The sequence below is a fragment of the Butyricicoccus faecihominis genome (assembly GCF_014648015.1).
GTDB lineage: Bacteria > Bacillota > Clostridia > Oscillospirales > Butyricicoccaceae > Agathobaculum > Agathobaculum butyriciproducens.
In genome coordinates this window covers 1-26,103 of record NZ_BMQH01000020.1, presented here as the reverse complement: position 1 = coordinate 26,103, position 26,103 = coordinate 1, and the positions used below count along the sequence as shown (strand labels likewise).

At 52.8% G+C, this 26,103-nt stretch carries 30 protein-coding genes, 2 tRNA genes, 1 rRNA gene and 1 pseudogene; 22 read left to right on the top strand and 12 right to left on the bottom strand.

Annotated elements, in window-relative coordinates; translation table 11 throughout:
- Positions 1-678: 678 nt before the first annotated feature.
- Complete coding sequence (recQ, locus tag IEY11_RS14040) at positions 679-2,523, top strand: DNA helicase RecQ (RefSeq protein WP_188886861.1); 1,845 nt, start codon at positions 679-681, stop codon at positions 2,521-2,523.
- Between the two features lie 712 nt (positions 2,524-3,235).
- Positions 3,236-3,979, top strand: a complete 744-nt coding sequence (locus tag IEY11_RS14035) for a YebC/PmpR family DNA-binding transcriptional regulator (protein WP_110435528.1) — start codon at positions 3,236-3,238, stop codon at positions 3,977-3,979.
- A 57-nt stretch (positions 3,980-4,036) separates the two neighbouring features.
- Here the strand turns inward: IEY11_RS14035 and IEY11_RS14030 are convergent, their stop codons facing one another.
- Together IEY11_RS14030 and IEY11_RS14025 are read right to left on the bottom strand one after the other, a co-directional pair.
- Complete coding sequence (locus IEY11_RS14030; RefSeq protein ID WP_188886860.1) at positions 4,037-4,894, bottom strand: NAD(P)/FAD-dependent oxidoreductase; 858 nt, start codon at positions 4,892-4,894, stop codon at positions 4,037-4,039.
- Positions 4,895-4,992: 98 nt separating this feature from the next.
- Positions 4,993-5,838, bottom strand: coding sequence for an aminotransferase class IV (locus IEY11_RS14025; RefSeq protein ID WP_117491972.1), 846 nt, complete (start codon positions 5,836-5,838; stop codon positions 4,993-4,995).
- A 203-nt stretch (positions 5,839-6,041) separates the two neighbouring features.
- On the opposite strand from IEY11_RS14025, the gene IEY11_RS14020 reads away from it, so the two are divergent.
- The 4 genes from IEY11_RS14020 to IEY11_RS14005 all read left to right on the top strand — a co-directional run bounded on the left by IEY11_RS14020 (position 6,042) and on the right by IEY11_RS14005 (position 7,902).
- Positions 6,042-6,482 (top strand): zinc ribbon domain-containing protein, encoded by a 441-nt coding sequence (locus IEY11_RS14020; RefSeq protein WP_188886859.1) that lies wholly within the window; start codon positions 6,042-6,044, stop codon positions 6,480-6,482.
- Between the two features lie 11 nt (positions 6,483-6,493).
- Positions 6,494-7,126 carry a GyrI-like domain-containing protein gene (locus IEY11_RS14015; RefSeq protein ID WP_118761948.1) on the top strand — a complete coding sequence of 211 codons (633 nt, stop codon included), beginning with the start codon at positions 6,494-6,496 and terminating at the stop codon, positions 7,124-7,126.
- A gap of 35 nt (positions 7,127-7,161) precedes the next feature.
- Positions 7,162-7,728: an epoxyqueuosine reductase QueH gene (locus tag IEY11_RS14010; protein WP_188886858.1), complete on the top strand. Its 567-nt coding sequence runs from the start codon at positions 7,162-7,164 to the stop codon at positions 7,726-7,728.
- A gap of 97 nt (positions 7,729-7,825) precedes the next feature.
- A tRNA-Arg gene (locus tag IEY11_RS14005) sits at positions 7,826-7,902 on the top strand.
- A gap of 242 nt (positions 7,903-8,144) precedes the next feature.
- Here the strand turns inward: IEY11_RS14005 and IEY11_RS14000 are convergent.
- Entirely contained in the window at positions 8,145-8,345 is a 201-nt protein-coding gene (locus IEY11_RS14000) for a hypothetical protein (protein ID WP_188886857.1), read from the bottom strand.
- A gap of 196 nt (positions 8,346-8,541) precedes the next feature.
- Between IEY11_RS14000 and IEY11_RS13995 the strand changes: the two genes are divergently transcribed.
- The 8 genes from IEY11_RS13995 to IEY11_RS14675 all read left to right on the top strand — a co-directional run bounded on the left by IEY11_RS13995 (position 8,542) and on the right by IEY11_RS14675 (position 15,289).
- A complete protein-coding gene (locus tag IEY11_RS13995; protein ID WP_188886856.1) occupies positions 8,542-8,751 on the top strand; it encodes a DNA-binding protein in 210 nt (69 codons plus the stop codon).
- 48 nt (positions 8,752-8,799) lie between these two features.
- A complete protein-coding gene (locus IEY11_RS13990) occupies positions 8,800-9,348 on the top strand; it encodes an RNA polymerase sigma factor (RefSeq protein ID WP_243184027.1) in 549 nt (182 codons plus the stop codon).
- Complete coding sequence (locus IEY11_RS13985) at positions 9,335-9,697, top strand: DUF4179 domain-containing protein (protein ID WP_188886855.1); 363 nt, start codon at positions 9,335-9,337, stop codon at positions 9,695-9,697. Before IEY11_RS13990 ends, IEY11_RS13985 begins: the two co-directional genes overlap by 14 nt.
- Entirely contained in the window at positions 9,684-10,310 is a 627-nt protein-coding gene (locus IEY11_RS14985; protein ID WP_243184026.1) for a histidine kinase, read from the top strand. The genes IEY11_RS13985 and IEY11_RS14985 overlap by 14 nt, the downstream gene beginning before the upstream one ends.
- Positions 10,307-10,936 carry a PrsW family glutamic-type intramembrane protease gene (locus IEY11_RS13980; protein WP_243184024.1) on the top strand — a complete coding sequence of 210 codons (630 nt, stop codon included), beginning with the start codon at positions 10,307-10,309 and terminating at the stop codon, positions 10,934-10,936. The genes IEY11_RS14985 and IEY11_RS13980 overlap by 4 nt, the downstream gene beginning before the upstream one ends.
- 159 nt (positions 10,937-11,095) lie before the next feature.
- A complete protein-coding gene (locus tag IEY11_RS13975) occupies positions 11,096-11,449 on the top strand; it encodes a glycosyltransferase (protein WP_188886854.1) in 354 nt (117 codons plus the stop codon).
- On the top strand, positions 11,446-14,409 hold the full coding sequence (locus tag IEY11_RS13970) for an S-layer homology domain-containing protein (protein WP_188886853.1): 2,964 nt from the start codon (positions 11,446-11,448) through the stop codon (positions 14,407-14,409). The genes IEY11_RS13975 and IEY11_RS13970 overlap by 4 nt, the downstream gene beginning before the upstream one ends.
- A gap of 211 nt (positions 14,410-14,620) precedes the next feature.
- Positions 14,621-15,289 carry a DUF4368 domain-containing protein gene (locus IEY11_RS14675; protein ID WP_199677308.1) on the top strand — a complete coding sequence of 223 codons (669 nt, stop codon included), beginning with the start codon at positions 14,621-14,623 and terminating at the stop codon, positions 15,287-15,289.
- A 53-nt stretch (positions 15,290-15,342) separates the two neighbouring features.
- On the opposite strand, the gene IEY11_RS13960 is transcribed toward IEY11_RS14675, so the two are convergent.
- Positions 15,343-15,648 carry a type II toxin-antitoxin system RelB/DinJ family antitoxin gene (locus tag IEY11_RS13960; RefSeq protein WP_118730091.1) on the bottom strand — a complete coding sequence of 102 codons (306 nt, stop codon included), beginning with the start codon at positions 15,646-15,648 and terminating at the stop codon, positions 15,343-15,345.
- A gap of 421 nt (positions 15,649-16,069) precedes the next feature.
- Between IEY11_RS13960 and IEY11_RS14980 the strand changes: the two genes are divergently transcribed.
- From IEY11_RS14980 to IEY11_RS15295, 5 genes are all read left to right on the top strand, one after another.
- Positions 16,070-17,347 (top strand): glycohydrolase toxin TNT-related protein, encoded by a 1,278-nt coding sequence (locus IEY11_RS14980; RefSeq protein WP_243107225.1) that lies wholly within the window; start codon positions 16,070-16,072, stop codon positions 17,345-17,347.
- Positions 17,344-17,826 (top strand): hypothetical protein, encoded by a 483-nt coding sequence (locus IEY11_RS13950; protein ID WP_118730071.1) that lies wholly within the window; start codon positions 17,344-17,346, stop codon positions 17,824-17,826. The genes IEY11_RS14980 and IEY11_RS13950 overlap by 4 nt, the downstream gene beginning before the upstream one ends.
- A 69-nt stretch (positions 17,827-17,895) precedes the next feature.
- Positions 17,896-18,138: a hypothetical protein gene (locus IEY11_RS14975; protein ID WP_243184023.1), complete on the top strand. Its 243-nt coding sequence runs from the start codon at positions 17,896-17,898 to the stop codon at positions 18,136-18,138.
- The gene (locus IEY11_RS13945) at positions 18,110-18,637 is read left to right on the top strand and encodes a Fic family protein (protein WP_243184022.1); all 528 of its coding nucleotides are present in this window, start codon (positions 18,110-18,112) and stop codon (positions 18,635-18,637) included. The genes IEY11_RS14975 and IEY11_RS13945 overlap by 29 nt, the downstream gene beginning before the upstream one ends.
- A gap of 585 nt (positions 18,638-19,222) precedes the next feature.
- On the top strand, positions 19,223-19,495 hold the full coding sequence (locus tag IEY11_RS15295) for a helix-turn-helix domain-containing protein (RefSeq protein WP_118730084.1): 273 nt from the start codon (positions 19,223-19,225) through the stop codon (positions 19,493-19,495).
- Positions 19,496-20,193: 698 nt separating this feature from the next.
- Here IEY11_RS15295 and IEY11_RS13935 read toward each other — a convergent pair.
- The 5 genes from IEY11_RS13935 to IEY11_RS13915 are packed head-to-tail and all read right to left on the bottom strand — an operon-like array spanning position 20,194 to position 23,809.
- Positions 20,194-21,054: an ABC transporter ATP-binding protein gene (locus IEY11_RS13935; protein WP_118730085.1), complete on the bottom strand. Its 861-nt coding sequence runs from the start codon at positions 21,052-21,054 to the stop codon at positions 20,194-20,196.
- Positions 21,051-21,770 (bottom strand): hypothetical protein, encoded by a 720-nt coding sequence (locus IEY11_RS13930; protein WP_118730086.1) that lies wholly within the window; start codon positions 21,768-21,770, stop codon positions 21,051-21,053. Before IEY11_RS13930 ends, IEY11_RS13935 begins: the two co-directional genes overlap by 4 nt.
- Positions 21,767-22,600: a hypothetical protein gene (locus IEY11_RS13925; RefSeq protein WP_188886852.1), complete on the bottom strand. Its 834-nt coding sequence runs from the start codon at positions 22,598-22,600 to the stop codon at positions 21,767-21,769. The genes IEY11_RS13930 and IEY11_RS13925 overlap by 4 nt, the downstream gene beginning before the upstream one ends.
- Positions 22,578-23,279, bottom strand: coding sequence for a hypothetical protein (locus IEY11_RS13920; protein ID WP_118730088.1), 702 nt, complete (start codon positions 23,277-23,279; stop codon positions 22,578-22,580). Before IEY11_RS13920 ends, IEY11_RS13925 begins: the two co-directional genes overlap by 23 nt.
- Positions 23,276-23,809: an RNA polymerase sigma factor gene (locus IEY11_RS13915; RefSeq protein WP_158578365.1), complete on the bottom strand. Its 534-nt coding sequence runs from the start codon at positions 23,807-23,809 to the stop codon at positions 23,276-23,278. The genes IEY11_RS13920 and IEY11_RS13915 overlap by 4 nt, the downstream gene beginning before the upstream one ends.
- A 345-nt stretch (positions 23,810-24,154) precedes the next feature.
- On the opposite strand from IEY11_RS13915, the gene IEY11_RS15290 reads away from it, so the two are divergent.
- The 3 genes and pseudogenes from IEY11_RS15290 to IEY11_RS13905 all read left to right on the top strand — a co-directional run.
- Positions 24,155-24,742, top strand: a complete 588-nt coding sequence (locus tag IEY11_RS15290; protein WP_243022735.1) for a DUF5906 domain-containing protein — start codon at positions 24,155-24,157, stop codon at positions 24,740-24,742.
- A gap of 203 nt (positions 24,743-24,945) precedes the next feature.
- Positions 24,946-25,119: a hypothetical protein gene (locus IEY11_RS15285; RefSeq protein WP_243022737.1), complete on the top strand. Its 174-nt coding sequence runs from the start codon at positions 24,946-24,948 to the stop codon at positions 25,117-25,119.
- Between the two features lie 155 nt (positions 25,120-25,274).
- Positions 25,275-25,499: pseudogene (locus tag IEY11_RS13905) on the top strand (IS30 family transposase); the annotation flags it as partial.
- Here IEY11_RS13905 and IEY11_RS13900 read toward each other — a convergent pair.
- The 3 genes from IEY11_RS13900 to IEY11_RS13890 all read right to left on the bottom strand — a co-directional run bounded on the left by IEY11_RS13900 (position 25,471) and on the right by IEY11_RS13890 (position 26,100).
- On the bottom strand, positions 25,471-25,695 hold the full coding sequence (locus IEY11_RS13900; RefSeq protein WP_188886863.1) for a hypothetical protein: 225 nt from the start codon (positions 25,693-25,695) through the stop codon (positions 25,471-25,473). The pseudogene IEY11_RS13905 and the gene IEY11_RS13900 overlap by 29 nt on opposite strands.
- Before the next feature lie 133 nt (positions 25,696-25,828).
- Positions 25,829-25,945 (bottom strand): 5S ribosomal RNA (gene rrf, locus IEY11_RS13895).
- 80 nt (positions 25,946-26,025) lie between these two features.
- Positions 26,026-26,100: transfer RNA gene (locus IEY11_RS13890), tRNA-Glu, on the bottom strand.
- Positions 26,101-26,103: the final 3 nt, after the last annotated feature.

Sequence of the window (26,103 nt, the reverse complement as noted above, 5' to 3'; positions counted from 1 at the left end):
AGAACGAAATTTCTTTCGTTTTAACCGACTTTAGAGTCTGACGTGTCACTTTATTTCAACTGGAGTTGTGACTTCCAGCGATTTACCAAGAGTAAAAAACTCTCAAAATTTCAGGTTCGCACTACAACCTTGTTCATATCGAACAAAAGTTTAAGCACATCGTTGTTTAATTTACAAGGTACAATCTGCTGTTTTCAAAGAGTTTTCACAACTTTTCGTTGTTCTTAACCGCTCATCAACAGCTTATTTAGTATATCAAAACCAGAAGCATTTGTCAAGAACTTTTTTCAAATTCTTTTTTTCAGAACCTCAATCGGTTCTAAATCAAACTTTTCGGTTTTGCGCCTGTCTCTGAGAGACAGCTTTAATAGAATACCAAATCCGACAGCGAATGTCAAGCACTTTTTTCAAACTATTGAGATTTTTCTGAAAACGTGATAAGATAATTGCACGATACTATAATAAAGCCGAACACCCGATCGAACAGTTCACCGGCGTGTACGTTGTCAGGCAGCGGCCTGACGATGCGGCGCGGTACGACGACAATTTACCGCCAACGCAGAACTGCCTGATCATGATTTCTGCCGCTGCACAAGGCTGGTCGTATTTCGACTTTCTGCGCAAAATACTGGAAAGCCGCCGGCAATTATATCTACTATTATATGTAAGGAGCAGACCATGACCGCACAGGACATTCTCAAACAATATTTCGGCTACGATTCGTTCCGCCCGGGACAGGATGAGTTGGTTCGCGCCATCCTTTCCGGCCGGGATACGCTCGGCATTATGCCGACCGGTGCGGGCAAGTCCATCTGCTATCAGGTGCCCGCCATGCTGTTCCCCGGTCTGACGCTGGTCATTTCTCCGCTCATTTCGCTGATGAAGGATCAGGTCGGTGCGCTTGTGGAAGCAGGCGTTCCTGCCGCGTGCATCAACAGTGCGATGAGTGCGGAGGAATTCCGCGATGCACTGTACTTCGCCGGACGAGGACAGTACAAGCTGCTGTATGTTGCGCCGGAACGCCTGACCGCTCCCTCGTTTCTCGAATTTGCCAAGCGCGTACCGATTTCGATGATCACAGTCGATGAAGCGCACTGTATTTCTCAATGGGGACAGGATTTTCGTCCAAGCTACCTCAAAATCCTCGACTTTCTCGCCGAACTGCCCGAGCGGCCGCTCGTTTCCGCGTTTACGGCAACCGCAACGGCTGAGGTGCGTGACGACATTGTGCAGGCACTCGGTCTGCACGAACCGTTCATCAAGACCACCGGTTTTGACCGTCCAAATCTGTATTTTGCTGTCGAACAGCCGACTTCCAAGGGCATGAAGCTGCTGCAGCTGCTGAATGAGCGCAAGGATAAAAGCGGCATCGTCTACTGCTCCACCCGCAAAAACGTGGAGGAGATCTGCGATCTGCTGCTCAGCCGCGGCCTGCCCGCTACCCGCTATCACGCGGGCCTCGATCCTGACGAGCGCCGCGAGAATCAAGACGATTTTCTGTACGACCGCAAGACCATTATGGTCGCTACCAACGCATTCGGCATGGGTATCGACAAATCCAACGTATCGTTCGTTATCCACTATAATATGCCGAAAAATATGGAAAGCTACTATCAGGAAGCCGGCCGTGCCGGTCGAGACGGTCAGCCTGCCGACTGTATTCTATTATATAGCGGACAAGATGTGCGTATGGCCGAGTTTCTGATTGAGCGCAGCCACGAAGCCGAGGACGAAACCATTGACGAGGCAACCCGTCAGCAGCTCATCGCGCGCGACCGTGAACGCCTGCGGCAAATGACATTCTACTGCACCACGACCGAGTGCCTGCGGCATTACATTCTGCGCTATTTCGGTGAAAATTCGCCGATATCGTGCGGACACTGCAGCAGCTGCGACACCAATTTTGAGGAAGTGGATGCAACCATGGACGCACGAAAAATCCTCTCGTGCGTATACCGGCTGGATGAACGCGGCCGTGCGTTCGGCAAAACCGTCGTTTCCGCCATTCTGACCGGCAGTAAGAACGAAAAAATCACACAGTTCCATCTGGATACACTTTCCACCTATAATATTATGCCGGACAGCACCGCCGTGTATGTCCGTCGGCTGATCGACATGCTGCTCGAGCGCGGACACCTCATCGCCGACCCGGACCGCATGAACGTGCTCGCGCTCACCCGCACCGGTAACGCGCTCATGCGCGGACGCGGCGAATTCCGCGTCAAGCTGCCCAAGGAGAAAAAGCCGGCAGCAGCCAAACAGTATGCGGCTCTTGCGGAAGATGTGGATGAAAAGCTGTTCGATGCGCTCCGCGATGTACGAACCCGCCTTGCAGCACGCGCAGGCGTGCCGCCGTACGTTATCTTTTCCAACGCAACACTCGCTGATATGGCCGCAAAACAGCCATCGAGCGAGTTCGATCTGCTGTCCGTCCGCGGCGTAGGCGACGCAAAAGCAAGGCGGTACGGCAAGGAGTTTCTGGCAGCGATTCAGAAATACCGGGATGAAAACCTTGGAAAATAAAGCAAATTGAGAATTAAAAGCGGTATTGCCTTAAATCCGCAGGTGCTATCCGCGGACATCGCGCAAACGAGTTGCGCAACATTGTTATCCCCCTGGGGACCTTCTCTTGCCCTTCGGGCAATTCACCTTGTGCTGCGCCTGCGCAGAGCAGCCGGTATGTGTAGCAGTAAGGAATCTGACACTGCGAACAGGTTGAGAAAGATACGGAAGTAAAAATCCTCTGCCGTTCCCTTATTTCGAAACGGTCGCCGCTCTCTGATCTGCGCCAGACTAAGAAATAAAGGAAACGGGATTCACAAGGGTGGAAACCTTGGTGTCCACCCTTGTGCCCGCCGCCGCAGGTGCGGCGGGTCTCTCAGCCAAAGATCAGAACTCATTCTCAATCCGTCATCAACCCGCTGAAAATAAGTAAAGCCGACAGGCACACCCATCGGCTCAGGAAAAAATATCAGCCGTTCTGCTGATCGTTTTTCTGATTCTGCTGCTGATTCTGCTGCTGATTCTGCTGCTGATTCTGCTGACCCTGCTGGTTCCGGTTCTTGTTCTGCTTGCTCATTTGGCTCACCTCGTTTCGTTTGCAATGCTATTCTGCACCGCAAACGCGAAAAATATACTCGCAGGACTTGCAGAATAGCGAAAAACCTGTTAAAATTGTTCTGCGTGTTATACAGTTAATATTTTAGATGATATAAAAGAAAGAAGGACACTCACCATGTCGGGACATTCCAAGTGGAATAACATCGCAAAGCGTAAGGGCGCAAACGATGCAAAAAAAGCAAAGATTTTCACCAAAATCGGCCGTGAAATGGCAATTGCAATCAAGGAAGGCGGCTCCGCTAATCCGGACTTCAATGCTCGCCTGCGCGACTGCATTGCAAAGGCAAAGGCCAACAACATGCCGAACGACAACATCAAGCGCACGCTCGATAAGTACTCCGGCGCAAACGGTCAGGTCGATTACGAGGCAAACAACTATGAAGGCTACGGCGTAGGCGGCGTTGCAGTCGTTGTTGAGACCCTGACGGACAACAAGAACCGCACCGTTGCGGACGTTCGTCACCTGTTCGACAAGTACGGCGCAGGTCTGGGCGCTTCCGGCTGCGTATCCTGGCAGTTCGATAAGAAGGGCGTTATCATTATGGAGAGCGAAGGTCTGGACGAGGACGCTGTTATGATGCAGGCGCTCGACGCAGGCGCTGAGGATTTCCTCGTTGAAGAAGGCGTTTTCGAAATCTACACCGCTCCGGATGATTTTTCTACCGTTCGTGAGGCACTTGAGAAGGAAGGCTACACCTTCGCACAGGCCGAGCTGCAGATGGTTCCGCAGAACTACATCACCCTTGAGAAGGAAGAGGATATGGCGCAGATGCGTAAGCTGCTCGACAACCTCGAGGATAACGACGATGTGCAGGCCGTTTGGCACAACTGGGAGAATGAGGATGATTACGAGGGTTAATGCCCCGGTCAAAACCGCATAAAAAAGCACCGCATACCTCGGTATGCGGTGCTTTCTTCACTTTCTCACGAACTTTACCGCACTCATTGCAGCCTCGGCGCCGTCTGCGACGGCCTTTGCCACCTGCAGCAGACCGCCGGTGCAGTCACCGGCCGCAAACAGGCCGGGCACAGCCGTCGAGCCGTCGGCGTTCGCCTTGATGCGCGTGCCGTCCAGCTGCGCACCCAGCTTGCGGGCAAAATCGCCGCTGCCTGCGGTGCCGTAGGCGACGAACACACCGGAAACGCGCAGCGATTCTCCCTCGGCAAACGCCACGCGCGACACCAGCTCATCGCCTTCGACCGCCTTGACCTTGCGCGTTTCCACGCGCAGACCGTCCGGCAAATCCGCCGGAGCCTCGCTGCCGTTCGTCAGCAGCGTAACGGACTGTGCCACTGACAGCAGCACCCGCGCTTCCTCGAGCGCATACTCACCCTGACCGAGCACGGCAACGTCCTTGCCGCGATAGAAAAACGCATCGCAGATGGCGCAGTAGCTGACGCCGTGGCCCTCAAATGCAGCTACGCCCTCGATTTTCGGCACCGCACGCGGCGAACCGGTTGCCAGAATGACCGCATCCGCGTCAAACACGCCGTCCGCAGTCTTAACCGTAAAGCCTTGTGCCGCATACTCAATACCGGTTACCTCGGTCTGCCGCAAAACTGCGCCCAGACGTTCGGCCTGCTTCTGTCCGCGCTCGAGCAGCTCTGCGCCGGAAACCGGCTCAATAAAGCCGAAATAATTCTCGATCTTGTCCGTTTTGGCCAGCGCACCACCGTCCTTATACAGAACGGTTGCCTGCATGCCGGCGCGTACCGCATAAATCGCAGCACTCAGTCCCGCCGGTCCGCCGCCAATGATAACAATGTTGGGCATTCTTTTGTCCTTTCCAAATTGAAAATTGAGAATGGAAAATGACGGATACACGCAATGCGCGATACCTCAATTCTCAATTATTCCTTTTCAATTCTCCATTATTTTGCGGTTTCCTCGTCAAACCACTGCTGATACGCCTTCTGCAGCTTATCGAGCAATGCAGGATCCTTGCCGCCGAGCGGCTTGCCATCCAGCTCGCATGCGCCGACGCAGTGCGTGCCGGTGGACAGGATCATCACCTCATCCGCGTTTTTCAGCTCATCCACAGTGAACGGCGCGATGCGGGTCGGCACACCAAGCTTGTCGCACAGTGTAAGGAAATGCTTGCGCGTAATACTCGGCAGAATGAGATTATCCGCCGGAGGCGTACAGAACACGCCATCCTTGAGAATCGCCAGACCGGAATGTGCGCCCTCAGTCACGCGGTCGCCGCGGTGGAAAACGACCTCGTCGCAGCCCGCCTCAACAGCCTGCTGCATCGCCATGCAGTTCGGAATAAGGTTGAGCGTTTTGATGTTGCAATGCAGAAAACGCGTGTCCTCGACCGAAATCAGCTTGTACGGATGATCCTGGCGGTCCAGTCCGCACGGCTCGGAAAATGCCATCAGGCTGGCCTTGCCGCCCTTGGGGAACGCGTGCATGCGGTGTGCCACTGCACGCGTGGACTGCCAGTACAGCATATGCGGCGCATCCGAATCCAACTGAGACACCAGCTCGTTCAGCGTTTTTGTCAGCTCGTCACGCTGCATCGGCGGCTCAATGCGGAGCAGCTTCAGACTGTTGTAAAAGCGGTCCAGATGATCCTCAAGCTCGAAGATTTTCTTGTTGTTGACCATCGCCGCATCGTAAACGCCGTCGCCGAAGTAAAAACCGCGATCGGTGATAGGCGCCTGCACCTCGTCAATGCGGCCGATTTTTCCGTTATAGTATGCAATATCCTTCATGGGAATATGCCTCCTTTGATCAAAATTCCGGGTCAATCTAATCTCAGTATAACGGTTTTCGACAGGGTTTGCAAGTAGGCCGGAAACGCGGTATAATAATTAAACCGGCAGGTTGCTGACAGGCGCTATCCGATACCGCAACCGCATGTTGCTTGTCCGTAAAAAGATCCTATGATACACTTACCTCACGGAGGTGTTCGATTATGAATACAAAGGATATTTTATATCATCTCAGAACCGAAAAAGGTCTCTCACAGGACGAACTGGCTGCAAAAGTTTTTGTCACCCGACAGGCGGTATCCCGCTGGGAAACCGGCGAAACCACGCCGAATGTCGAAACGCTCAAGCTGCTTTCCGCGTTCTTTAACGTGTCGATCAATACGCTTCTTGGCTCTCCGCAGCAGCTGATCTGCCAATGCTGCGGCATGCCGCTTGAAGATTCCATCACCAGTAAAGAGCCGGACGGCTCCTTTAATGAGGACTACTGCATGTGGTGCTATGCCGACGGAACCTTCAAATACACCACGAAAGAGCAGCTGATTGACTTTTGCGTAACGCATATGGCAACCGAAAGCTGGCCTGCAGAGCAGGTTCGCGCCCATATGGAAGCCATTGTACCGACCCTCAAGCACTGGAAGAAATAAAGGAGAACGCTATGCCGTTTGACTTCAAAAAAGAGTACAAGGAACTCTATCAGCCGAAAAGCAAGCCGCAGATTACCGCAGTGCCGCCAATGAACTACATTGCCGTGCGCGGCACCGGCGACCCGAACGAGGACGGCGGTGCATATCAACAGGCCATCAGCGTGCTGTATGCCGTGGCCTACACGCTGAAAATGAGTTATAAGACCGATTATAAAATCGCAGGCTTCTTTGAATATGTTGTTCCGCCGCTGGAAGGTTTCTGGCGGCAGGATGATGTAGACGGTGTAAATTATGCGGATAAATCCGGTTTCCACTGGATTTCCGTCATTCGTCTGCCGGATTTTGTGACCAAGACGGATTTTGACTGGGCCGTACAGACGGCAGCAAAAAAGAAACAGCTGGATTGCTCCTCAGCCGAGTTTTTGACGATTGAGGAAGGTCTGTGCGTACAGATCATGCACGTTGGCTCCTATGATGACGAGCCTGCATCTGTTGCGGTGATGGACGAGTATCTCGCACAGAACGGCTATGCAAACGATCTCACCGCCGAACGGCTGCACCACGAGATTTATCTCTCCGACCCGCGCAAAACCGCGCCGGAGAAACGCAAAACCGTCCTTCGCCACCCGATCAAAAAGGCGTGAAATAACACGAATACTTTTCAGAAAGGTTTGATTTTTTGTCCGGAACACTTCTTCATATCTGCTGTGCGCCCTGCTCCATTGCGTGCATCGACACGCTGCGGCAGGAGGGCATCGAGCCGGTAGGTTTTTGGTACAATCCCAACATTCATCCGATGAAAGAGTACAAAATGCGCAAGAATACGCTCGTTGAGTATGCAAAAAGCATTGATCTCAAGCTGGAGATTGAGAACGAGTACGGCCTGCGCAAGTTCATCGAAGCTGTTTATCCCAACTGGGACAACCGCTGTGCGACCTGCTATGCGCTCCGCTTTGAGGAAACCGCGCGCTACGCCGCCGAGCATGGCTACGACCAGTTTACCTCTACCCTGTTTGTCAGCCCGTACCAGAATCACGAGCTGATGCGTCAGATCTGCGAACAAATGGCCGAAAAATACGGTGTCGAGTATCTGCACCGCGACTTTTCGCCGCGCTTCCGCGAGGGACAGGATAAGGCGCGTGAGCTTGGCCTGTACATGCAGAATTACTGCGGCTGTGTTTTCTCCGAGGAGGACCGCTATCGCAAGCGCAAAAAGAAGAAAAAGCCGGACGACGCGCAGGCGTAAGACGGAAATCGGGGTGTTTCGGCACAATTCGACCGAAACACCCCGCAATAACCGCTTTACAAACGCACGAAAGACTGGTATACTATATCATGTACTCGCGCCCGTAGCTCAGCTGGATAGAGCGTTGGACTCCGACTCCAAAGGTCATGCGTTCGAATCGCACCGGGCGTACCACTGATAACCGTCTGTTCCGTTGGAACGGGCGGTTTTTCTTTACTTTTTCAAGGGTTGCTTTCACGGAGTAAAATTGAGGCTACTACGTGGTAGCCTGAACAGTAAAAAGGAGCGGCACTGCCTCGCCTCTTGTCATGGGGTTCGCCTCCTTCAAAATCGCTTGTATCTTCATTATATCTGACGTTTCGGCAAAGGCCCAGGGGAAAACGCAGATCGCGGCAAAAGGTTTGTCCCAGGGGTCATTACAGCTCCATATCCTTCTGCCGTGCCGGCGCCTGCCGGGGCGGGGACAGGAACTCCTCTACGTTCCGGCGCACGGCGGCGTAGTCCTGCTCCTCCCGCCGCGCCTTCTGACGCTTGGCGGTCAGCGCCGCCCTCCGTTCTTCATAAGTGTTTGGGATGGTCTCGCCTGTCGGCTCGGTCAGCGCTTCAAAGCGTTTCACGCTTTGAGGTCTCCACCGGAGACCCGCGCCCTAGCAAGCATTTTTGACTGTTCGGGCAAGGGATCTGAAAATCTCAAAATTCGCAAGCGGGTACTCGCTTGCTGTGCTTGCTGCCCACTTCGCCGGACGCCTTGTGTTTCTTCGGATATTCGTATACAATGTAATATGTTGAGTATTATCCATGCGGAGGTGCGGTATGAACGGGATCAAGGGCTATATCTCCATTCGGGAGGCGTCTTACCGTTGGGGCGTGTCGGAGCGGCGGGTCAACCAATACTGCGCAGCTGGACGCATCCCCGACGCGTCCCGGTTCGGGCGTTCATGGGCGATCCCGGAAAACGCGGAAAAGCCGTCCGACCCGCGCTTTCAGAAGCAGCGCCGCGATTCCGGCAGAACAAGCACCTGACGAACACCCGGTTGCATTTGAAGCATCCGCAAAAAGGAAGTGAACGCTATGACCTGCGACGAGAGCTTATACCGCCAATATCTGAGCGGCGACGACGAAGGGCTCAATGCCCTGATGAAAAAATACGGCGACCCGCTGACCCTGTATATCGACGGCTATCTGCACGACGTTCACGAGGCGGAGGAGCTGATGCTGGATGTTTTCGCCTATCTGTTCACGAAAAAGCCGAAAATACGGGACGGCGGCTTCAAGGCGTATCTCTATAAGGCGGCGCGGCACATGGCGCTGCGCCACAAGAGCAAACGAAAGACCTTGTTCAGCCTCGATGCGCTGACCGGCGAGCCGGAGGGGCGGCTGCTGGCGGAGGAGGTCATACGGACAGAGGAGCGAAACCGCATCCTGCACTTCTGCATGGATGAAATGAACCCAGACTACCGGGAGGTTTTGTACCTCACCTATTTTGAAGGCATGAGCTACGCGCAGGCGGCGGAGGTCACGGGAAAAACGGTGAAGCAGATCACCAACATGGTATATCGCGGAAAAGAAAGCCTGCGAAGGCTGCTGGAACGGGAGGGAATCACAAATGCGGAGTCATGAGGAGCGCGTCGCGGAGACGAAGCGGCGCATCGCCAAAATGGAACGGGAGAAACGGCTGCGGCGCAATACGATTACCATGGCTTCCGCCGTAGCGGCGTGCCTTGCGCTGCTCATCGGCGCGTCCTTCGCCATGCCCGGCATTGCCGCGAAAATCCAGACAGGCGATTATGCGGGCTTTGAAACGGCGGCAAGTATGTACGGCGGCAGCGCGGCCTTGGGATACATTATCATCGGACTTTTGGCGTTTTTACTCGGCGTGTGCGTGACCGTTTTGTGCTTCCGGCTGCGGCAGATGAACCGGGAGGACGGGCAGGACAGGAAAAGCGAGGATGCGCATGGAGCTGATTGAGAACCTGCTGCAACTGCTGACCACGTTTGTCGGCGCGCTGCTTTCGGGTATCGCCTACCGGAAAAGCGGCAGGCAGGCCTACTTTCTGCTGCTGTGCTTCTACGGCTGCTTTGCCCTCGGTGCGCTCTACTGGACGCTATATCTGCTGCTGTTCGATACCACACCACGCGTTTTCTATGTGTCGGAGTTCGGCTGGGTGGCGAGCGTAATTTTCCTGCGGATATTGCAGGCCACGCTGACCGGAACAAATGAGCGCAGTTTCCGCTGCCGCAGGGCGTGGCTTGCGCCTGCGTTCGGCGTGCCGCTGCTGGCGTTCTACTGTACTTTCGGGGATATTCTCTCCAACCTGATCTGGTGCGGCATGATGATCGTTCTCTCTTACTGCGCCATTCGTGGACTGGTCTACGCCAATGGGCAGACGGGTGCGGCGCGAAATATGCGATACTTCCACATCGGCGTGCTGTGCTTTGCCGGTTCGGAATATCTGCTGTGGACGGCGGGCTGCTTCTGGCCGGATACCTCACCGGCAAGCCCCACCTTCTGGTGCGATATGCTGCTGACGCTTGCCATTCTGGGGCTGCTGCCCGCCACGAGAAAGGCGGTGGAAGCGTGACCTACATCGAAAACATCTTCCTCTGCATGGTATCTCCCCTACTGGTGGCTGCCCTGTGCATGGGCAGGCGGCAGCTCCGCTTTTTCCTGTTTTGCATTGCCGGGATGGGGGTGTGCCTGCTTTCGGCTTACATCAATACCTTCCTCGCGGCGGTGTGTCAGGCGGACGCCCTTGCCGCCACGGCGGAGATCGCGCCGGTGGTGGAGGAAACGATGAAGCTGTTGCCGCTGGTGTTCTATCTTCTGGTGTTTGAGCCGGAGGGAGATAAAATCAAGGCCGCCGCAATAACAGTCACTCTCGCCTTTGCCACCTTTGAAAACGTGTGCTATCTCATCCAAAACGGCGCAGACCGCTTCTCCTTCATCTTCTTCCGGGGCTTCGGCACGGGAGCCATGCACGTCCTCTGCGGTTTGATCGTGGGCGGCGGGCTTGCCTACACATGGCGGCGGACGTGGCTGAAGATCGCAGGCACCTGCGGGCTGCTGGGCGCGGCCATCACCCTCCATGCCATATACAATCTGCTGATCGCCTACGGCGGCGCGGCGCAGTACATCGCCTACGCCCTGCCGGTGCTGCTGGTGGCGGCAGGAAGATGGTCTGTTTTCCGCTTATCGCGGAGGAAATAACCGAATATTTACTCTCTGAGAGCTGCCTTTTGGCGGCTCTCAAATTTTTTTGAAAAATTTTGCGTTTTGGGTGAGAGTTTTTTCGATTTTTTGTACCTATATAAGTGAAGGGGTTTTTAAGCCGCATTTCAAAAAATCCAGAGAGGAGGTCCAAACGGAATGTACGATACCGCAAGGCGGGTCGCACTCGTCAAGCAGCGGGTGCAGGAAAACACCCGCCGGAGGCAGCGGCGCGAGGCAATCAGCCTCTCCGCAGTGTGTATGCTGCTGTGCGCGGCGCTGATGCAGACGGCGGGCACGGTCGTCGGGCTGGGACAGACCGCCGCATGGGGCGCGTTCGGCGCGATGCTGCTGCGGGAGGACGTGGGCGGCTATGTGCTGGTAGGCGTTGTCTGCTTTGCAGCGGCGGTGGTCATCACCGTGCTGTGCTTCCGGCTCAGAAACAGAGAAAATCAGAAAAAAGACGGGGCGGACAAGCCCACTCGACACGAACAGGAGGAGGAAAGCCAATGAAAAAACGAATACTCAGTATCTTGCTCTGCCTTTGCATGGCGGCGTGTATGCTCCCCACCGTGGCGTTTGCGGCGGATAAAGGAAAGGCGATACAGCTTGGCACAAACGCACTAAGTAAAAATGTAAACACAGAGGCCGCACCGACCGTGTATTTCGGGCAAGACCATGGAGATAATCCCGGTGCATGGCGTGTAATCGGCTATGACGGGAACGGTGTTGCCGGCGCACAGGGGGATATGACCCTGCTTGCGGCAGACACTATGGGAGTAACTGCGTTTAACAGCGTTGCTTATAGCGACGAATATGCACCGAGTGAGTTGAAAACCGCAATAGACACGCTTGCAGCAAAGCTGACGACAGAAGAAAATGCTGCCGTAAAGAAACGGACGCTAACAAGCGGAAGCTACGACGGAGAGAATACCGACTGTGTAGCGGGAGATCAGGTGGATAACGCTGTATTCTGGCCGCTTTCCATAGCGGAAGCGCTTGCGGTAAATCAGGATCTGCGAACTGTGGATAAAAAAAATACAAATTGGGCGATGTACTATTGGTGGCTGCGCTCCCCAGGCGAACCATCTTTTAGTGCTGCCATTGTGGATGGTAGCGGTGAAGTCTTCGACAATGGCATGCACCATATTTCCGAGAAGTATGGTGTTCGTCCCGCTTTTAACTTAAATCTAAATTCTGTTCTCTTTATATCTGCTGCCGAGCACGGAAAAGTTGCAGATTTAACGACCCCGATCGCCGAATACGCCGGAGATGAATGGAAGCTGACCTTGCATGACAGCGACCGCGACGATTTTACGGCAAAGACGGTGCTGGTCAACGGTAGTGTGCTGGAGGTCGAATACAAGAACGCAAAAGTGGGCGATAATGAATATATATCTGCCGTTATTAAGGATGCGGACGGGAGCATTTCCCGCTATACACGCGTTGTGCAGCTGGACGGCACGACAAACGGTACACGCGGCAGGGCAGCGATTGACCTGACCGGCATAGACATGACCGGCAAGACGCTCTGCGTGTTCAACGAGCAGTTTAACGGCAATCATAAGACCGACTATGCCGGCGCACTTCGGGAAGTGAAGCTGACGGACGAGATCGACGAGCAGTTTACCCTTGCTCCCGGCGGCAGATATTATTTTGACCTTTCGGCGATGGGTATTCCCGGCACGGTGAACGATGCTCTGCCGGATAATACCCTGCACTATGTGCCCTTTACCTACGCAGGGACGGTGGACGCCTACAAGCTCACATCGGAGACGGCAACGACCGAGGAATATGCACAGCAGAACAAATATCCCCACAGCCTGTTTATTGCGGACTACAATGTAACACATAAAATAAACTGGGATGACCTGAATACCGCAAATCTGATTTTCGGCAAGGACTATGCCGCCAGCGGCGTGGACTATACGCTGCGTGCGCCGTCTGTGGGAAGTCGTTATACAGACTCGGGTGAGTCCCAACGCGGCACGCCCCAAAGCAACGAATGGGACAGGGTACTGGATAAGGACGACGGATATATCAAAAACCGGAATAAGGTGTATTCGTGGGGGCAGGATACTACGAACTTTGGGAGTGGTTTCCGTGCGGTTCGTGGGTACTACTCGGCCCGCCACTGGTATTACTACTCGTCCTCGTATCAGAACGTCGACCTCGGTTTCCGCCCCGTCCTTGAAGTCCCGAACCCCGGCACGCTGGGCCCTGACGGACTGAAAGCCGTTACCCTTGCTCTCGGCGGCGGCAAATTGGACGGCAGCACGGATACTATTCAAATCATTGTGAAAAACGTCAGCAAGTTTACCGCGCCTGCGTCCGACGGCCTGACCCGCCCGGACGGAAATACCGGCAGCTACTTTAAGTGGCTTGGCAGCGACGGAAACCTGTACGCCCCCGGTGAAAGCGTTCCGGAGGTCGTAACCACGCTGACGGCGCAGTGGACAGTCAACCAGTACACGATTACCTATAATCTGGCCGGCGGCACTGTGGAGAGCAATCCCAACACCTACACCATCGAGACGAAGGCTTTCACCCTCAAGAATCCTACCAAATCCGGCTATACCTTCACCGGCTGGAGCGGCACGGGGCTTGACGGCGAGAACAATATGACCGTCACCATCCCAACGGGCAGCACTGGCAACCGAATCTATACGGCACACTGGCGTTATAATGGCAGCGGCCATTCTTACAGCTACTACACCATCAAGGCAACTGCCGGGGCTGGCGGCTCCATTTCTCCCTCCGGCAATGTCAGCGTCCGCGAGGGCCGGGATCGGACCTTCACCATCACCCCGGATAAGGGCTACGCCGTCTCCAACGTCAAGATTGACGGCAAGAGCATCGGCGCGGTGAAGTCCTACACCTTTGAGAATGTCCGCAGAAACCATGCCATCGAGGTCATCTTTACGAAAGCCAACGGCAACCCCCAGACCGGCGTGTTTGTGGATGTAGCCACCGGCAGCTATTATGAGGATGCTGTGGATTGGGCAGTGGAGAACGGCATTACCAAGGGAACCGATGATACCCATTTCTCCCCGGACGGCATCTGCACCCGTGCGCAGGCCGTGACCTTCCTGTGGCGTGCCGCTGGAAGCCCCAAACCCGAAACCCGCACCATGCCCTTCACCGACGTTCCTGTGGGCAGCTACTACTACGATGCTGTGCTGTGGGCGGTAGAAAACGGCATCACCAAGGGCACCAGCGACACCACGTTCAGCCCCAACATGACCTGCACCCGCGCCCAGATCGTCGCGTTCCTGTGGCGTTCCGAGAAGTCCCCGGCAGCGGGTACAGCCAATCCCTTTGCCGATGTGAAGTCTGACGCCTACTATGCTGATGCGGTACTGTGGGCGGTCAAGGAGAACATCACCAAGGGAACCACCAGCACGACATTCAGCCCCAATGTGGATTGCACCAGAGCGCAGATCGTGACCTTCCTCTGGCGCTGCAAGAAGTGACCGGCTGACATACGGCTAAACATGGCATGACCCCGTAAGCGAACATCGGACAGCGCAGCGGACGGGCATCTCGCCCCAAAGCTGCGCTGTTCTCTTTTCGCTATTCCCGGCAGAACACCCTCCGGCACATCTGCGCCTCAGCCATCAGCGACTCCCGCGGGAGATCGTTTCCTTCGACTCCCGCAGCAAGGACGAGTTTGTGAGGCTGGTCATGGACAGTGACCTGCGGCAGCGCGACCGGAATATTGCAAAGCGGATCACAGAGTTGGATGCTATCTTCAAGCGGCTCTATGAGGACAACATTTCGGACAAGCTCTCCGATGAACGCTTTCAGAAGCTCTCTGCGGACTATGAGAAGGAAGAACGGGACCTCAAGGGGCTGACGAGTTCCCTTCGGAAAGAAGTGGAGCTGGAGGAAAGCAAATCGGCGGATGGTGATCGTTTTCTCTCCGTTGTGGAGAGGTACACGGATATCCCGGAGCTCACGCCCTGCATCCTCCATGAGTTCGTGGAGAAAATCATCGTCCATGCGGCCAGCGACCTGAAGGGCAAGAATCGGACGCAGGAGATCGATATTTACTACAAGGGTATCGGGGTCTTGGAAATGTCAAAAGTCACGGCATCAATGAAAAAAAGAGGAAACGGTACAGCCGAAGCTATACCGTTCTCTCTTTCCTCACGATGTTTTCTTATCGGGAGCTGCCTTGCCGCTCTTTTCGTTTTACTCTATGCTTTCGCTCTGCTCCGACAGATGCAAATCCAAATTTCGACCGCGTGTGCAAACACTGCGAATGTACACATAGCTGTGGATTTCATCAACCGAATACAAAATCACGTCATTTCGCGTAACATACTACGGTATCCCGATACTGCTGCATAATATACATCAGCTTTTCCGTAATGTCCCGCTCGGCTGTTGAGGTGTAAGATATCTTATATCCTTGCGGCACGACTCTGAAGCAGCTCCTTTACTTTAGCGTCCATATCGCACTGCGCAGAGATGCGTCCGGCAGCAATATCCTCACTGCTGCGCGACAGCTTTTCACTGATTTCCGTTTCGCTCATATCATCCCATGCACGAAGCGACGGACGAAATGGCATACCGCCTTCCTGCAGGCTCTGCTGCGCAAACATCCGTACAGCCTCAGCGAACGAGGTGCCCATACTGCGGTAAAGCGCTTCTACCTGCTCCTTTACTGCACTGTCAATGCGGATCTGAAGTGTTGCATCCATAGCCATAAAATCATCTCCTTGTAGTGCGATTGTATTACAGTTTTCTTTGTATGTCAAACGGTGGTGGTCAAAAGATGACCTTGCAAAGTTCCGGATCTCGTCCTATTCTATCAATCACCAGAATAGAAGGGACTTGAACGGAGGACTTCATGCAGGCAATTAAAACAGTCGCGTTTCGGAAAGCAGAGAGCACCAGCAGACGAATTCGGGAACAGACAGCGTGGTTTTTTCTCCGACATATGCACATCGACGAGGACACTTCCCCCTCTACAGCATTTCATGCGCTCCTGACACGGAAAGAACGTGAATCTCTGCCCGCACCGCAAGGCGAAAAGGAAAAACGGTACGGCAGAAGCTTTGTACTCGTTCAGCCTTGTTCGAAGCACAGCTTTATGATACGATAAATGCATACACAAAGCTGTTCATCATGGGCACAGAAGATATTCCCACCGGTCTGCGGTACAAGCTAAATTCTGATCTGACTTCATTCAATGAGCAGACCACGCAGGCGCTGATGAATCAATCCACAATTTGCATACGTCAGAACAGCACTGCCGACCAAATGGCAAAAGAACTGCTTCTTGTATGGGATAAAGCCTCCAAGCGATTAGCCGATGATATTGACGGTGCCTATATACAAGCCAGCTGGTATTATCTCCTGCATCAGTTTGACAAAGCCGGCTATCACAAATTTCAGTATATTGTCGAACATCAGCAGGGACTTTGTAATACCTGTCTTTCATTCAGCAACAAAACTTTTACGCTGAATGAATTGATTCAGCAGGACTTGCTTCCGCCACTGCACCCGCACTGCCGCTGTGCCGTAATTCCGGTTTACGAATCTTCATCGGCATTGGAACAGCCCACTGTTGCTGCATCACCCAGCGCCGACAATCATGCGAATTGGTATGATGCACTGCTGCGCATTCCCTCTGATGCCAAAGCACTGCTGAACGGTTTTGTTGCCGCCCAGCAGGAACGTATTGGTCGTGGAACACTCGGCGGCTTTCTTGACTGGCTCACTATGGGTACAGTCAGCGGTCTTTATGAGGGATTAAAAACGCGCACAGATGCGATGACAAAAGATCCCTCACTTTATAATATCGTAAACTGGCTGACTCTGGGCACCGCTGATATGGTAAAGGGCGCATTTTCGCCGGATGAACCGCTGTCGCTTGAACACTGGCTGAATTCACTCGGTGTTGCCTCAATCACTGTAAGCGCGTATGAATTAGCCCAGAAATATGCTCCGGCGATGATTGATGATGTGGCGGCGTTTGAAAATACAGCGGCTCAAAACGCTGTGGAAATCAACCTGCCAGAAGATGCTCTGATTGTCCGTGATACCAAATACCTTGATGAAAGCGGTCATGTTGACTATCCTAAATACGCACCGGATAATGGATTTGTGGCAGGAACAAAGCATATAGAAACACTTGATGTCGGTGCTTTAATCGACCGCTATGGCGGACCAGGTGGTGATTTTACCGCACCCAAAGGTACACCATATAAAATGCGGTCATTGCCCTATTATAAAAATCAGAATGTCTATCATGTTTATCGAGTGATCAAACCCATTGAAAATGTAGAAGCAGGAAGAATCGCTCCGGCGTTTGGCGAACGAGGCGGCGGCATACAGTACCGCCTGCCAACTAATATTAAAGAACTAATCGAAAACGGTTATCTAGAGGAGGTTATTAAATGACTGCAATGAACCAAAACCAGCTCCGTGCGATCTTCCACTATTTGAAAGTCCCTGCCAGTGCCTATGACTTGGGTAATAATATGCGACTGGGTGCCTGTGAAACAATAGAGCATACCTCGCAAGGCTGGGAAGTATATGCGACTGAACGCGGCAGCAAGTGTGCTGTTAAGGTATTCTCCAATGAAACCGATGCCTGCTATAATCTGCTCTATCGCATGACACATTATTGCGATATTGATAAAACCCTGCCGAATTTAACTATCCGTAAGCTGCATTCCATTCTGGTCTATCTGAAAGTACCCGAAGACCTGTATAACTTCAGCGCCGGATATTTCGGTACGAACTGCTATTCCATGGAATGGACAGCGCAGGGCTGGGAGGTATTCTTCGCCGTGAACGGCGAAAAGTGTGATGTTACCGTCTTTGACAGCGAAACCGATGCCTGCCTCGACCTGCTGTATAAGGTGATGCATCGCTAAGCACCTTGCACAGCAGCAACAGATTGGGTATAATAAAAGCAGATATCTGGCACAGCAGGAGAGATAACTATGGCAGAAAGTTTTACCGCGCAGCTTATTCGGCGTTTTCAGATCGAACAGAAGAAAAATGACCACGGCGGCGTATACGCGTTCGCACAGAGAACACTCGCCTATCATTCCAACAGAATTGAAGGCAGCACATTAACGGAAAAGCAGACGGCATCTCTGTTCGATACCGGCACCCTGACGTCGGAAGATGCGCTGATTCGCGCAAAAGACATCAATGACCGGCCACTTTCTGATGTTCAATGAAATGCTGAAAACCTATCAAGAGCCGCTTTCGCATGAACTGATGAAACGGTATCATTACAAGCTGAAAAGCGGCGTGTTTGAGAACATTGCAAACGGTTATCTGATCGGAGAATACAAGAACCGCCGGAATATCGTATCGGATATTACAACTACGCTGCCGGAGGATGTCCACGCACGCATGACGACACTTCTGGACGAATACAATGCAGCAGACAAACATGATCTGCACGGATTGGCAAAGTTTCATGCAGATTATGAGGCTATCCACCCGTTCCAGGATGGAAACGGACGAACCGGGCGGCTGATCCTGTTTAAGGAATGCCTGAAAAACGATATTATCCCCTTTGTGGTAAATGATAGCCGCAAAGCAGAATACTATCATGCGTTGAATACCGCGCAGACAAAGCAGGATTACAGCCTGCTGGAGCGGTTCTTCCGCGAGGAGCAGACCGAATACCGCCAGCAGGTCGAGGGTTTCCTGCCACCGGTCGAAAAATAGCCGAAGCTATTGCGGCTACTGTCAGGCTACTGCCGGTGAATACAGGTGGTTGCAACAGGCATAGAAAACGTATAAAAATAGTGAAAAATGTCTAATATTTGCGCTGTTTTAGCGGGAAATGCAGGATGAATACCTCATACAGCACCGCTCCGACTCCAAAGGCCATGCGTTCGAATCGCACCGGGCGCACCAAAATGTGTTGATGAAAGATGCAACGCCGAAAACGCCGCACGAAAGTGTGGCGTTTTCACATATAATGCGCTGCTTTTAGAACGAAAAGGCTGCAAAACTCGATTTATCAGAATTCCAGTTTTGCCCCGCGAGAGGCGACATTTTTAAGATGTGCCCTGCCAAATTTATGGTCTGGTGTGGTTCGAACACCAAGGCTTAAAAAAGAATAAAGAATAAGAATACAGGCTGATATGCTCCCCATAGAGTAGACACTCGAAATAACAAAAATTCGAGACTACACTAAGGGGAGCATTATTATGTCAAAACGGATACCGGAAGAGATCATCCACTCAACGGAGAAGGAAGCCAGGCAGCAATCTGTAAAAAGTACGGACTACGACATACGAAGAACGGATTGAAATTATCAGCTACTGCATCGAGAATGAAAATGACTACGCTGCTGCTGTTGCGCGATTCGGCGTCAGCTACCAGCAAATCTATTCCTGGGTGAGAAAGTACAATGAGAAGGGCATAGAAGGTCTGGTAGACAAGCCTGGTAAGCGTAAGGCCGAATCTGAGATGACAGAAGCGGAGAAGCTGCGCGCCGAGAACCGGATACTGGAAGCCCGAAACAGAAGATTGAAAACGGAGAATGCAGTGCTAAAAAACTCGAGGAACTCGAAATGAGGTGGCGCTGAGCGGAGTAAGACAAGAATATCTCTACATTTGTGTTCGGAAAATGCACGAAGATGGGTATGCAATAACCGAGACTTGTGATATTCTGAACCTGAATCGGTTCTATCGTTTGGTACATATTGTCGGCCTGCTTGCTGTCATCTGCAGAAAACGTCCGGCATATCAGCGGTCTAAGCCGGAAGTAACGGCGCACCAATGAATTACCGCAGCTTGCTGGATGCTGCATAAATGAAAACCAGGACCTCTGAGATGAGGTCCTGGAGAAAACTTTTTGTTTTTTCGTCTGTCTAATTGACAGGGAGCGGTTCACTCCGCCAATGTCAGGTCGATTTCGTTTTTTCCGACATAGATCCGCCTTTTTTCATAGCCAATCAACAAATTCTGAAGCTGACAGTTTCCACTGGCTGTATTCTTATTTTTCCTCTCTGTCGGTGGTTGTGGAGAACGGCGCGAATACGAGCCAGTAATTTTTCTGTACTGAATGATTTCGTACCAGAAAATGCGCGAAATGAGTTGCTGAGAGGTGCTGCGAACAACCGCTCAAATTTTGTTCCCAGAGATTTTTCGGCAGCAAAATCGGCTCTGAGTTTACGGAGAAAAGCAGCTTGCAGGTCTAAAAACTTGCAAGCTGCCTTCTAAACAGTCTGCACTTTACTGCACCCGAGATCCAGTCAGAATCATCCGGACGATCATCTACCGAAATAATATAGATACATATCCTCCATATTGGGTGCTGTTGGTACTGCGTCGGGTCGAGGGGCGCTTTTGCTGAGCAGACGGATCACACTTTTTCCGTCTGTGTGCATGACATTGCTGCAGGTATATTGCTTTGTGAGTGCCGCTTCGTCCGCAGCAGGAACTGTAACGAGCCAGACTTGCTCGTTCAGCTGCTCCAGCAGCGAAGCAGGCTTTTGCATTCCGAGGACAACACCTTTCCGAAGCAGAATGATTTCGTTTGCGACTGCTTCGAGGTCCGATACAATATGCGTCGACAGCAAAACGAGCTTTTGCTGGGAAAGATCACTGATGATACCGCGGAACCGGATCCGTTCTTCCGGGTCAAGCCCAGCTGTCGGCTCGTCCAGCACCAGAATTTCGGGGTCTCCAAGCAGTGCCTGTGCGATTCCCACACGCTGCCGCTGTCCGCCGGAGAAACCTTTCAGCTTTTTCTGCTTTTTGTCCTCCAGACCGACCATATGCAGAAGATCATCCGTCTGCCGCTTGGCCTCAAACTTTGACAAGCCCTTTAATCTGGCGATATAGAGCAGAAACTGCTCCGCTGTGAAATTCGGATAAACGCCGAAATCCTGCGGCAGATAGCCGAGCTTTTTCCGGAACGCGGCACCCATGACCGCAATGTCTTGCCCATTTAGCAATACACGTCCGGTCGATGGGGCGAGCAGATCCGTCATGATCCGCATCAGCGTCGTCTTCCCGGCTCCGTTTGGACCGAGCAAGCCATAGACGCCTGACCCGAGGGTCAGGTCGATCTGTTGCAGCGCGGCCGTATTGCCGTAGAGCTTGCTTATATGTTCGAAGGAAAGCTTCATAATTCCTTGCGCTCCTTTCTTTGATGGATGGCGGCCAATAATAATCCACCCAATAACAGCGCGTACCAGACACCCCAGACTCCCGGGGTCACACCGATTCTCCGTCCACGCATCCATTCTGCAAAAAATCCATACCGGACAAACCAGAAGAATTCAAACTTTTTCAGCACATCGGCATTGATAAAATAGCTGAACGCAAACGGAGCTCCGCAGATGCACATGGCCGCTGGCTGATTCTTCAGACTGTCACATACAAATGCTGCAAAGAGGAAAAATCCAATTGTTCCGATGAGAACGATCGCCGTGCTGCGGAACCATGCGTGATTCCAACCATCCGGTTGGGGAAGCCTGCCGGAAATGAGAATTGACAGCGCATGATTTCCGGCTGCTAACAGCACAGCACCAGCCGAAGCGGCAATGCTCCCGGCAATCAACCGGTTCCGGAACAGCGTGCTTCGACCATAGGCGGTGCTGTTGATGACAGGAAAGACTCCTGTTTCACGATCCGCGGAAAACAGACGGATCAGAACGAGCAGAACCAGAAAACCGAGTGTTACGGAGCCTATCTTATTCCAGAATTCTGCGGATAAGGACCAGAACGCATCGCTGCGGAATCGGGAATCGAAATAGGCGAGGACAGCCCGGACGGATAACCCGGCGCCCAGAACGAGCCAGTAGAGCGGATTCCGGAAACAGCGGATCAGATCAGCCTTCATGCCTTTGCTTTCCTCCTCCATATCCTCCAAAAGAGGAAAAACTCCAGAAGGATCATGCCAATCCCCAGCAGGACCGGTTTCCATACGTCCGACCACAAATATGGAAAGACCCACGAATAGCTCTCCTGCAGCAGATACCCACCGAAGCCGAACCGATAGAGCGTGTCGATCGGCACACGAAGGAGCTCCGGCAGCTGAGGCCCGACAGCGGAATACGCGAAAAACAGCAGATAGCTTCCGCCGCAGAGGAACAGACTGAGCGCTGTCCGCCGTGTCAGCGCAGCGACGATCAGGATAAACCCGGCGAAATATAACGCGCCCAGGAACAGAAAGCCATACTGGATCGCACAGTACGCAAGATTGGACATCGGCGGCAGCGCCGTATCCGCAAAATACACGCATCCAGCAACAGAGGAGAGGGCGCCTTCGAACCCGAACGCGCCGCCGTTTACCAGCAGACTGGCTGCGCCGATGATGAAAACAACGACCGCGCAATAGAGGACCGTAAACGCCGTTTTCGCCCTCCATGTGTACCGTCGGCCAAGCGCTGCCGTCCCGACAAGATCGTCCGTCCGGTATTCCTTTTCGCAGCAGACCAGCCGTGGCAATCCGACCGCAAGCAGAAACGCCGTCAGCGTCGCGCCATAGGAATAGATATTCTGCTGAACAAAATTCCACTTTTGCCGTGCATCATAGAGCACGCTGTAATTCTGTTCCGAAATTTCCGTGTATAGCCCCAGCAGCAGGTACAACCCGCCAAGGAGATACGCGACCCAGACCTCGCGGAACGCCCGATGCTTTCTGGCTTCATCCGATATGAGCCATGTCATAATGCTCTCTCCTTCGTTGAACATTGTATACAAGAATGCCGTATAAAATCAGTCCGATAGCCGCCAGCACAGCGTAGGCAGCGGTGGAGCAGAGCTGCAAAAGCCGGTCAAACGGCAGTACCGTCACGAGGAAGCAGAGCGCCGCCCAAAAGACGAGTGCAAGCAGGGACAGCCCTTCCGAATTGCGGAGCGAAGCAGACAAAAACAGGAGCAGCGCGCAGAGATAAATGCTCGGTACCGCGCCGCAGAGCGCCAGCCGCAAAAACGCCTCACTCGCAGAAACGTGCAGCATCACGGAAAGGAGCACCAGAGCGCCGAACATGCAGCATGAGATCACGACAGACCGCGCAGCCAGCATCTCCGGATAGGAATACGGAAATGTAGCCTCCAATTCACGCATGTTCTGGTTACTGGCGAGCACATACCGGTGGAACAGCAGGAGCATCGGCATGGGCGCGGTGCAGAAGATCGTCAGCATCGGCATAGACAAAGCCCTGACGCTGAGCAGACCGAAAATCAATGCACCCGCGAAAAGCCCAAGCAGCAGGCCCCCGTTTATTTCACCTGCGGCGATCCGCAGCAGCGTGAAGACCGGCGTCTGCCGGTCCCTTGGCTCCGGCATGGACGCTTGCAGCCGCAAAATGGTGCGGCGGATTTCCTGTTCCATTCGATCGTTCATTCGAAGTCCTCCCGCAGTTTATCTGAGAGTGTATTTCTGGCGGCACGAAGCCGTGATTTGACCGTCGGCAGCGGTGTGTTCGTCATTTGTGCGATCTCCTTTGCGGTAAATTGATGGAAATAATGTAAGATCACTGCCTCCCGCTGTGCGGCAGGCAGCTTCTCCAGCGCGGCTTTTACGGACATGGAGACCGCTGCCATATCTTCAAACGAGGCAGCCGGATCGGGTCGGTCGAACACGGTGTCTTCCACCTGAACGATTTTCTGTCGAAAGCGAAAGTAGTCCATACATTTGTTATGCGCGATCGTAAACAGCCAGCTGTCAAATTTCCGCCACGGCGTATAACTGCCGATGCTCTGCATCATTGCGATAAAAACATCCTGCGTCAAGTCATAAGCGTCCTGCTCATGCCCGGTCAATTTGAAAACATATCCGTAAATTCGCGGATACCAGCGGCGAACCAAAAGCTCCAGTGCGCTCTTATCTCCGCCTTTGATCCCGCGCACCAGTTCATGATCGCTATATTCCACCGCCTCACCGCCTTTTCTGTCAGTATAACGAACGAGAGCACCTAAAGGGATGAAAGATACAAAAGATATTTTATAAAAATTTTAACAGGTCCTTGCGTGTGTTTCCAACTGCATTATTTGAGCGCTTTTATATTTTAACACCGGAGCGCCAAAACTGCGCATTAGGAACCAAAGAATAGGCTTTATCTGGAGTTCACGCAAAAAGCAACCGCCCTGCAAGTCGTGACCTATTTAACATACAAGACGATAACTTGCTTCGCGGATGCCTTCCTTAAAAGATACCTCACATATTGTATCGCGGCTTTTGCAAAAACGTTTGACTTCACCGTGTCCCAATCTGCCAGTTTGACAATCTCCGGCGTGCTGACCGCCAATCTCTCCAAGACGGTTGCGAATTTACTTGCCAGCATCAAGCTGCAAGCCTATTCGCCGCCGCTGCCCATTGAGACGGACCGCATCCATGTTGCCAACGGGACGTTTTTCACGGACGGCAGCTTCAGTGCCGACAATAGCTACTGCAACAACCGCCTGACCGTCTCCTACGATCCCAGCGTACCTGCGTCGAAGCGTTGGCTGAAATTCTTATCTGAGTTGCTCCAAGCAGAGGACATTCCCGCCTTGCAGGAGTTTCTCGGCTACTGTCTGCTGCCCACCACCAAGTGGCAGAAGATGCTCATGCTCATCGGCAAGGGCGGCGCGGGCAAAAGCCGCATCGGTCTTGTCATGCGCTCCCCGCTGGGGGACAGCATGAATACCACCAGCATCCAGAAGGTGGAGAGCAATCGGTTCAGCCGTGCGGATTTGGAAAACAAGCTCCTGATGGTGGATGACGATATGGACATGAGCGCATTGCCCAAGACCAACTATATCAAATCTATCGTGACCTCCGAGTGCAAGATGGACATGGCGCGCAAGGGCGTCCAGAGCTACTAGAGCCAGCTGTATGTGCGCTTCCTCTGCTTCGGAAACGGTGCGCTGAACGCCCTGCACGACAAATCCGATGGCTTCTTCCGACGCCAAATCATGCTGACTACCAAAGGCCGGCCCGCAGGCCGAGCGGATGATCCATTTCTGGTGGATAAGCTATTGCAGGAAAAGGAGGGCATTTTCTCTGGTGTCTGGAGGGTCTGCACCGGTTGATTGGGAACAACTATCAGTTCAGCATTTCGGGCAAGGCCAGAGAGAATATGGAGACGGTCAAGCGCAGTAGCAACAATGTGATCGAGTTTCTGCAATCTGAGGGCTATATTCGTTTCAAGGCCGACAGCGAGGCCAGCTCCAAGGCAATCTATGAAGCCTATACGAGATGATGCGACGATAACGTACAGAAGCCCATGTCGGCAAACCGGCTCAGCTCGGAGCTAGCTCAGAACGAACGTCTTTACAACGTGGAGGCCACCAACAATGTCCATGTCGGCGGCAAGCAGGTTCGGGGATTTATGGGCCTTGAGGTGATCAATCTGCTGCTTTTCAGAAGATGCAATCTGAACTGGGGGATTACTTCAGCAAGGTATTCCGTACCATCACAACGGATAACGATCCTGAGTTTGCCCGGCTGGCAGAGTTGGAAACAGGAACGAATACGAAAGTGTACTTTACCCATCCGTATACATCCTGTGAGAAAGGGGCAATAGAAAACCACAATGGCCTGATCCGACGCTTTATACCAAAGGGAAAGCGGATTTCAGATTAGAGCGATGATGACATTCTGGCTGTGGAGCTATGGGCGAATCGTCTTCCGCCACCAGACTGATTCTAACAGATGAAATGCTCAACTTGATATTGTAATTTGCGGCTTTTGCGAACTTTACTTGACGCGGCCAAATCGCCGCTGCTTTAATTGTGCGGTATTGCCTTAGGCCAGAGGGCAAATGAATGTACTGCATGGCGAAGCCTCCCGTGCTGATTACTACGAAAAGCATACCGGTACAGACGCTGCCACGCACACCCAACTTCACTTCAAGCTCACAAGAAAAATAATTAAAACAAAAAAGCAGCAACTTTCGTTGCTGCTTTAGATGTAGGCGTTGAGTTATCTTCCCGGGCCGTCGCCAGCCAAGTATTGTCACCGTAAACGAGCTTAACTACTGTGTTCGGAATGGGAACAGGTGTACCCTCGTCACCATTAACACCTACTATTTCGTTGCACATTCCTGTGCAGCTTTGTTATTATAACATACCATCAGCCTACTGTCAACATCTTTCTTGAAGAAATTTGGTGACCCGTGGGAGAATCGAACTCCCGTTTGCGGCGTGAGAGGCCGCCGTCTTAGCCGCTTGACCAACGGGCCATA

What these genes read in the sequence shown, in the direction of transcription:
- IEY11_RS13925 (WP_188886852.1), bottom strand. Translation starts at nt 22,600, where the DNA reads ATGACATGGCTCATATCGGATGAAGCCAGAAAGCATCGGGCGTTCCGC.
- IEY11_RS14675 (WP_199677308.1), top strand. Translation starts at nt 14,621, where the DNA reads ATGGACAGTGACCTGCGGCAGCGCGACCGGAATATTGCAAAGCGGATC.
- IEY11_RS13990 (WP_243184027.1), top strand. Translation starts at nt 8,800, where the DNA reads ATGACCTGCGACGAGAGCTTATACCGCCAATATCTGAGCGGCGACGAC.
- IEY11_RS13950 (WP_118730071.1), top strand. Translation starts at nt 17,344, where the DNA reads ATGACTGCAATGAACCAAAACCAGCTCCGTGCGATCTTCCACTATTTG.
- IEY11_RS13920 (WP_118730088.1), bottom strand. Translation starts at nt 23,279, where the DNA reads ATGAACGATCGAATGGAACAGGAAATCCGCCGCACCATTTTGCGGCTG.
- IEY11_RS14985 (WP_243184026.1), top strand. Translation starts at nt 9,684, where the DNA reads ATGGAGCTGATTGAGAACCTGCTGCAACTGCTGACCACGTTTGTCGGC.
- IEY11_RS13975 (WP_188886854.1), top strand. Translation starts at nt 11,096, where the DNA reads ATGTACGATACCGCAAGGCGGGTCGCACTCGTCAAGCAGCGGGTGCAG.
- IEY11_RS13930 (WP_118730086.1), bottom strand. Translation starts at nt 21,770, where the DNA reads ATGAAGGCTGATCTGATCCGCTGTTTCCGGAATCCGCTCTACTGGCTC.
- IEY11_RS13985 (WP_188886855.1), top strand. Translation starts at nt 9,335, where the DNA reads ATGCGGAGTCATGAGGAGCGCGTCGCGGAGACGAAGCGGCGCATCGCC.
- IEY11_RS14015 (WP_118761948.1), top strand. Translation starts at nt 6,494, where the DNA reads ATGCCGTTTGACTTCAAAAAAGAGTACAAGGAACTCTATCAGCCGAAA.
- IEY11_RS14030 (WP_188886860.1), bottom strand. Translation starts at nt 4,894, where the DNA reads ATGCCCAACATTGTTATCATTGGCGGCGGACCGGCGGGACTGAGTGCT.
- IEY11_RS13935 (WP_118730085.1), bottom strand. Translation starts at nt 21,054, where the DNA reads ATGAAGCTTTCCTTCGAACATATAAGCAAGCTCTACGGCAATACGGCC.
- IEY11_RS14035 (WP_110435528.1), top strand. Translation starts at nt 3,236, where the DNA reads ATGTCGGGACATTCCAAGTGGAATAACATCGCAAAGCGTAAGGGCGCA.
- IEY11_RS14980 (WP_243107225.1), top strand. Translation starts at nt 16,070, where the DNA reads ATGGGCACAGAAGATATTCCCACCGGTCTGCGGTACAAGCTAAATTCT.
- IEY11_RS14975 (WP_243184023.1), top strand. Translation starts at nt 17,896, where the DNA reads ATGGCAGAAAGTTTTACCGCGCAGCTTATTCGGCGTTTTCAGATCGAA.
- IEY11_RS13945 (WP_243184022.1), top strand. Translation starts at nt 18,110, where the DNA reads ATGACCGGCCACTTTCTGATGTTCAATGAAATGCTGAAAACCTATCAA.
- IEY11_RS14025 (WP_117491972.1), bottom strand. Translation starts at nt 5,838, where the DNA reads ATGAAGGATATTGCATACTATAACGGAAAAATCGGCCGCATTGACGAG.
- IEY11_RS14020 (WP_188886859.1), top strand. Translation starts at nt 6,042, where the DNA reads ATGAATACAAAGGATATTTTATATCATCTCAGAACCGAAAAAGGTCTC.
- IEY11_RS13900 (WP_188886863.1), bottom strand. Translation starts at nt 25,695, where the DNA reads ATGCAGTACATTCATTTGCCCTCTGGCCTAAGGCAATACCGCACAATT.
- IEY11_RS13970 (WP_188886853.1), top strand. Translation starts at nt 11,446, where the DNA reads ATGAAAAAACGAATACTCAGTATCTTGCTCTGCCTTTGCATGGCGGCG.
- IEY11_RS13960 (WP_118730091.1), bottom strand. Translation starts at nt 15,648, where the DNA reads ATGGCTATGGATGCAACACTTCAGATCCGCATTGACAGTGCAGTAAAG.
- recQ (WP_188886861.1), top strand. Translation starts at nt 679, where the DNA reads ATGACCGCACAGGACATTCTCAAACAATATTTCGGCTACGATTCGTTC.
- IEY11_RS13995 (WP_188886856.1), top strand. Translation starts at nt 8,542, where the DNA reads ATGAACGGGATCAAGGGCTATATCTCCATTCGGGAGGCGTCTTACCGT.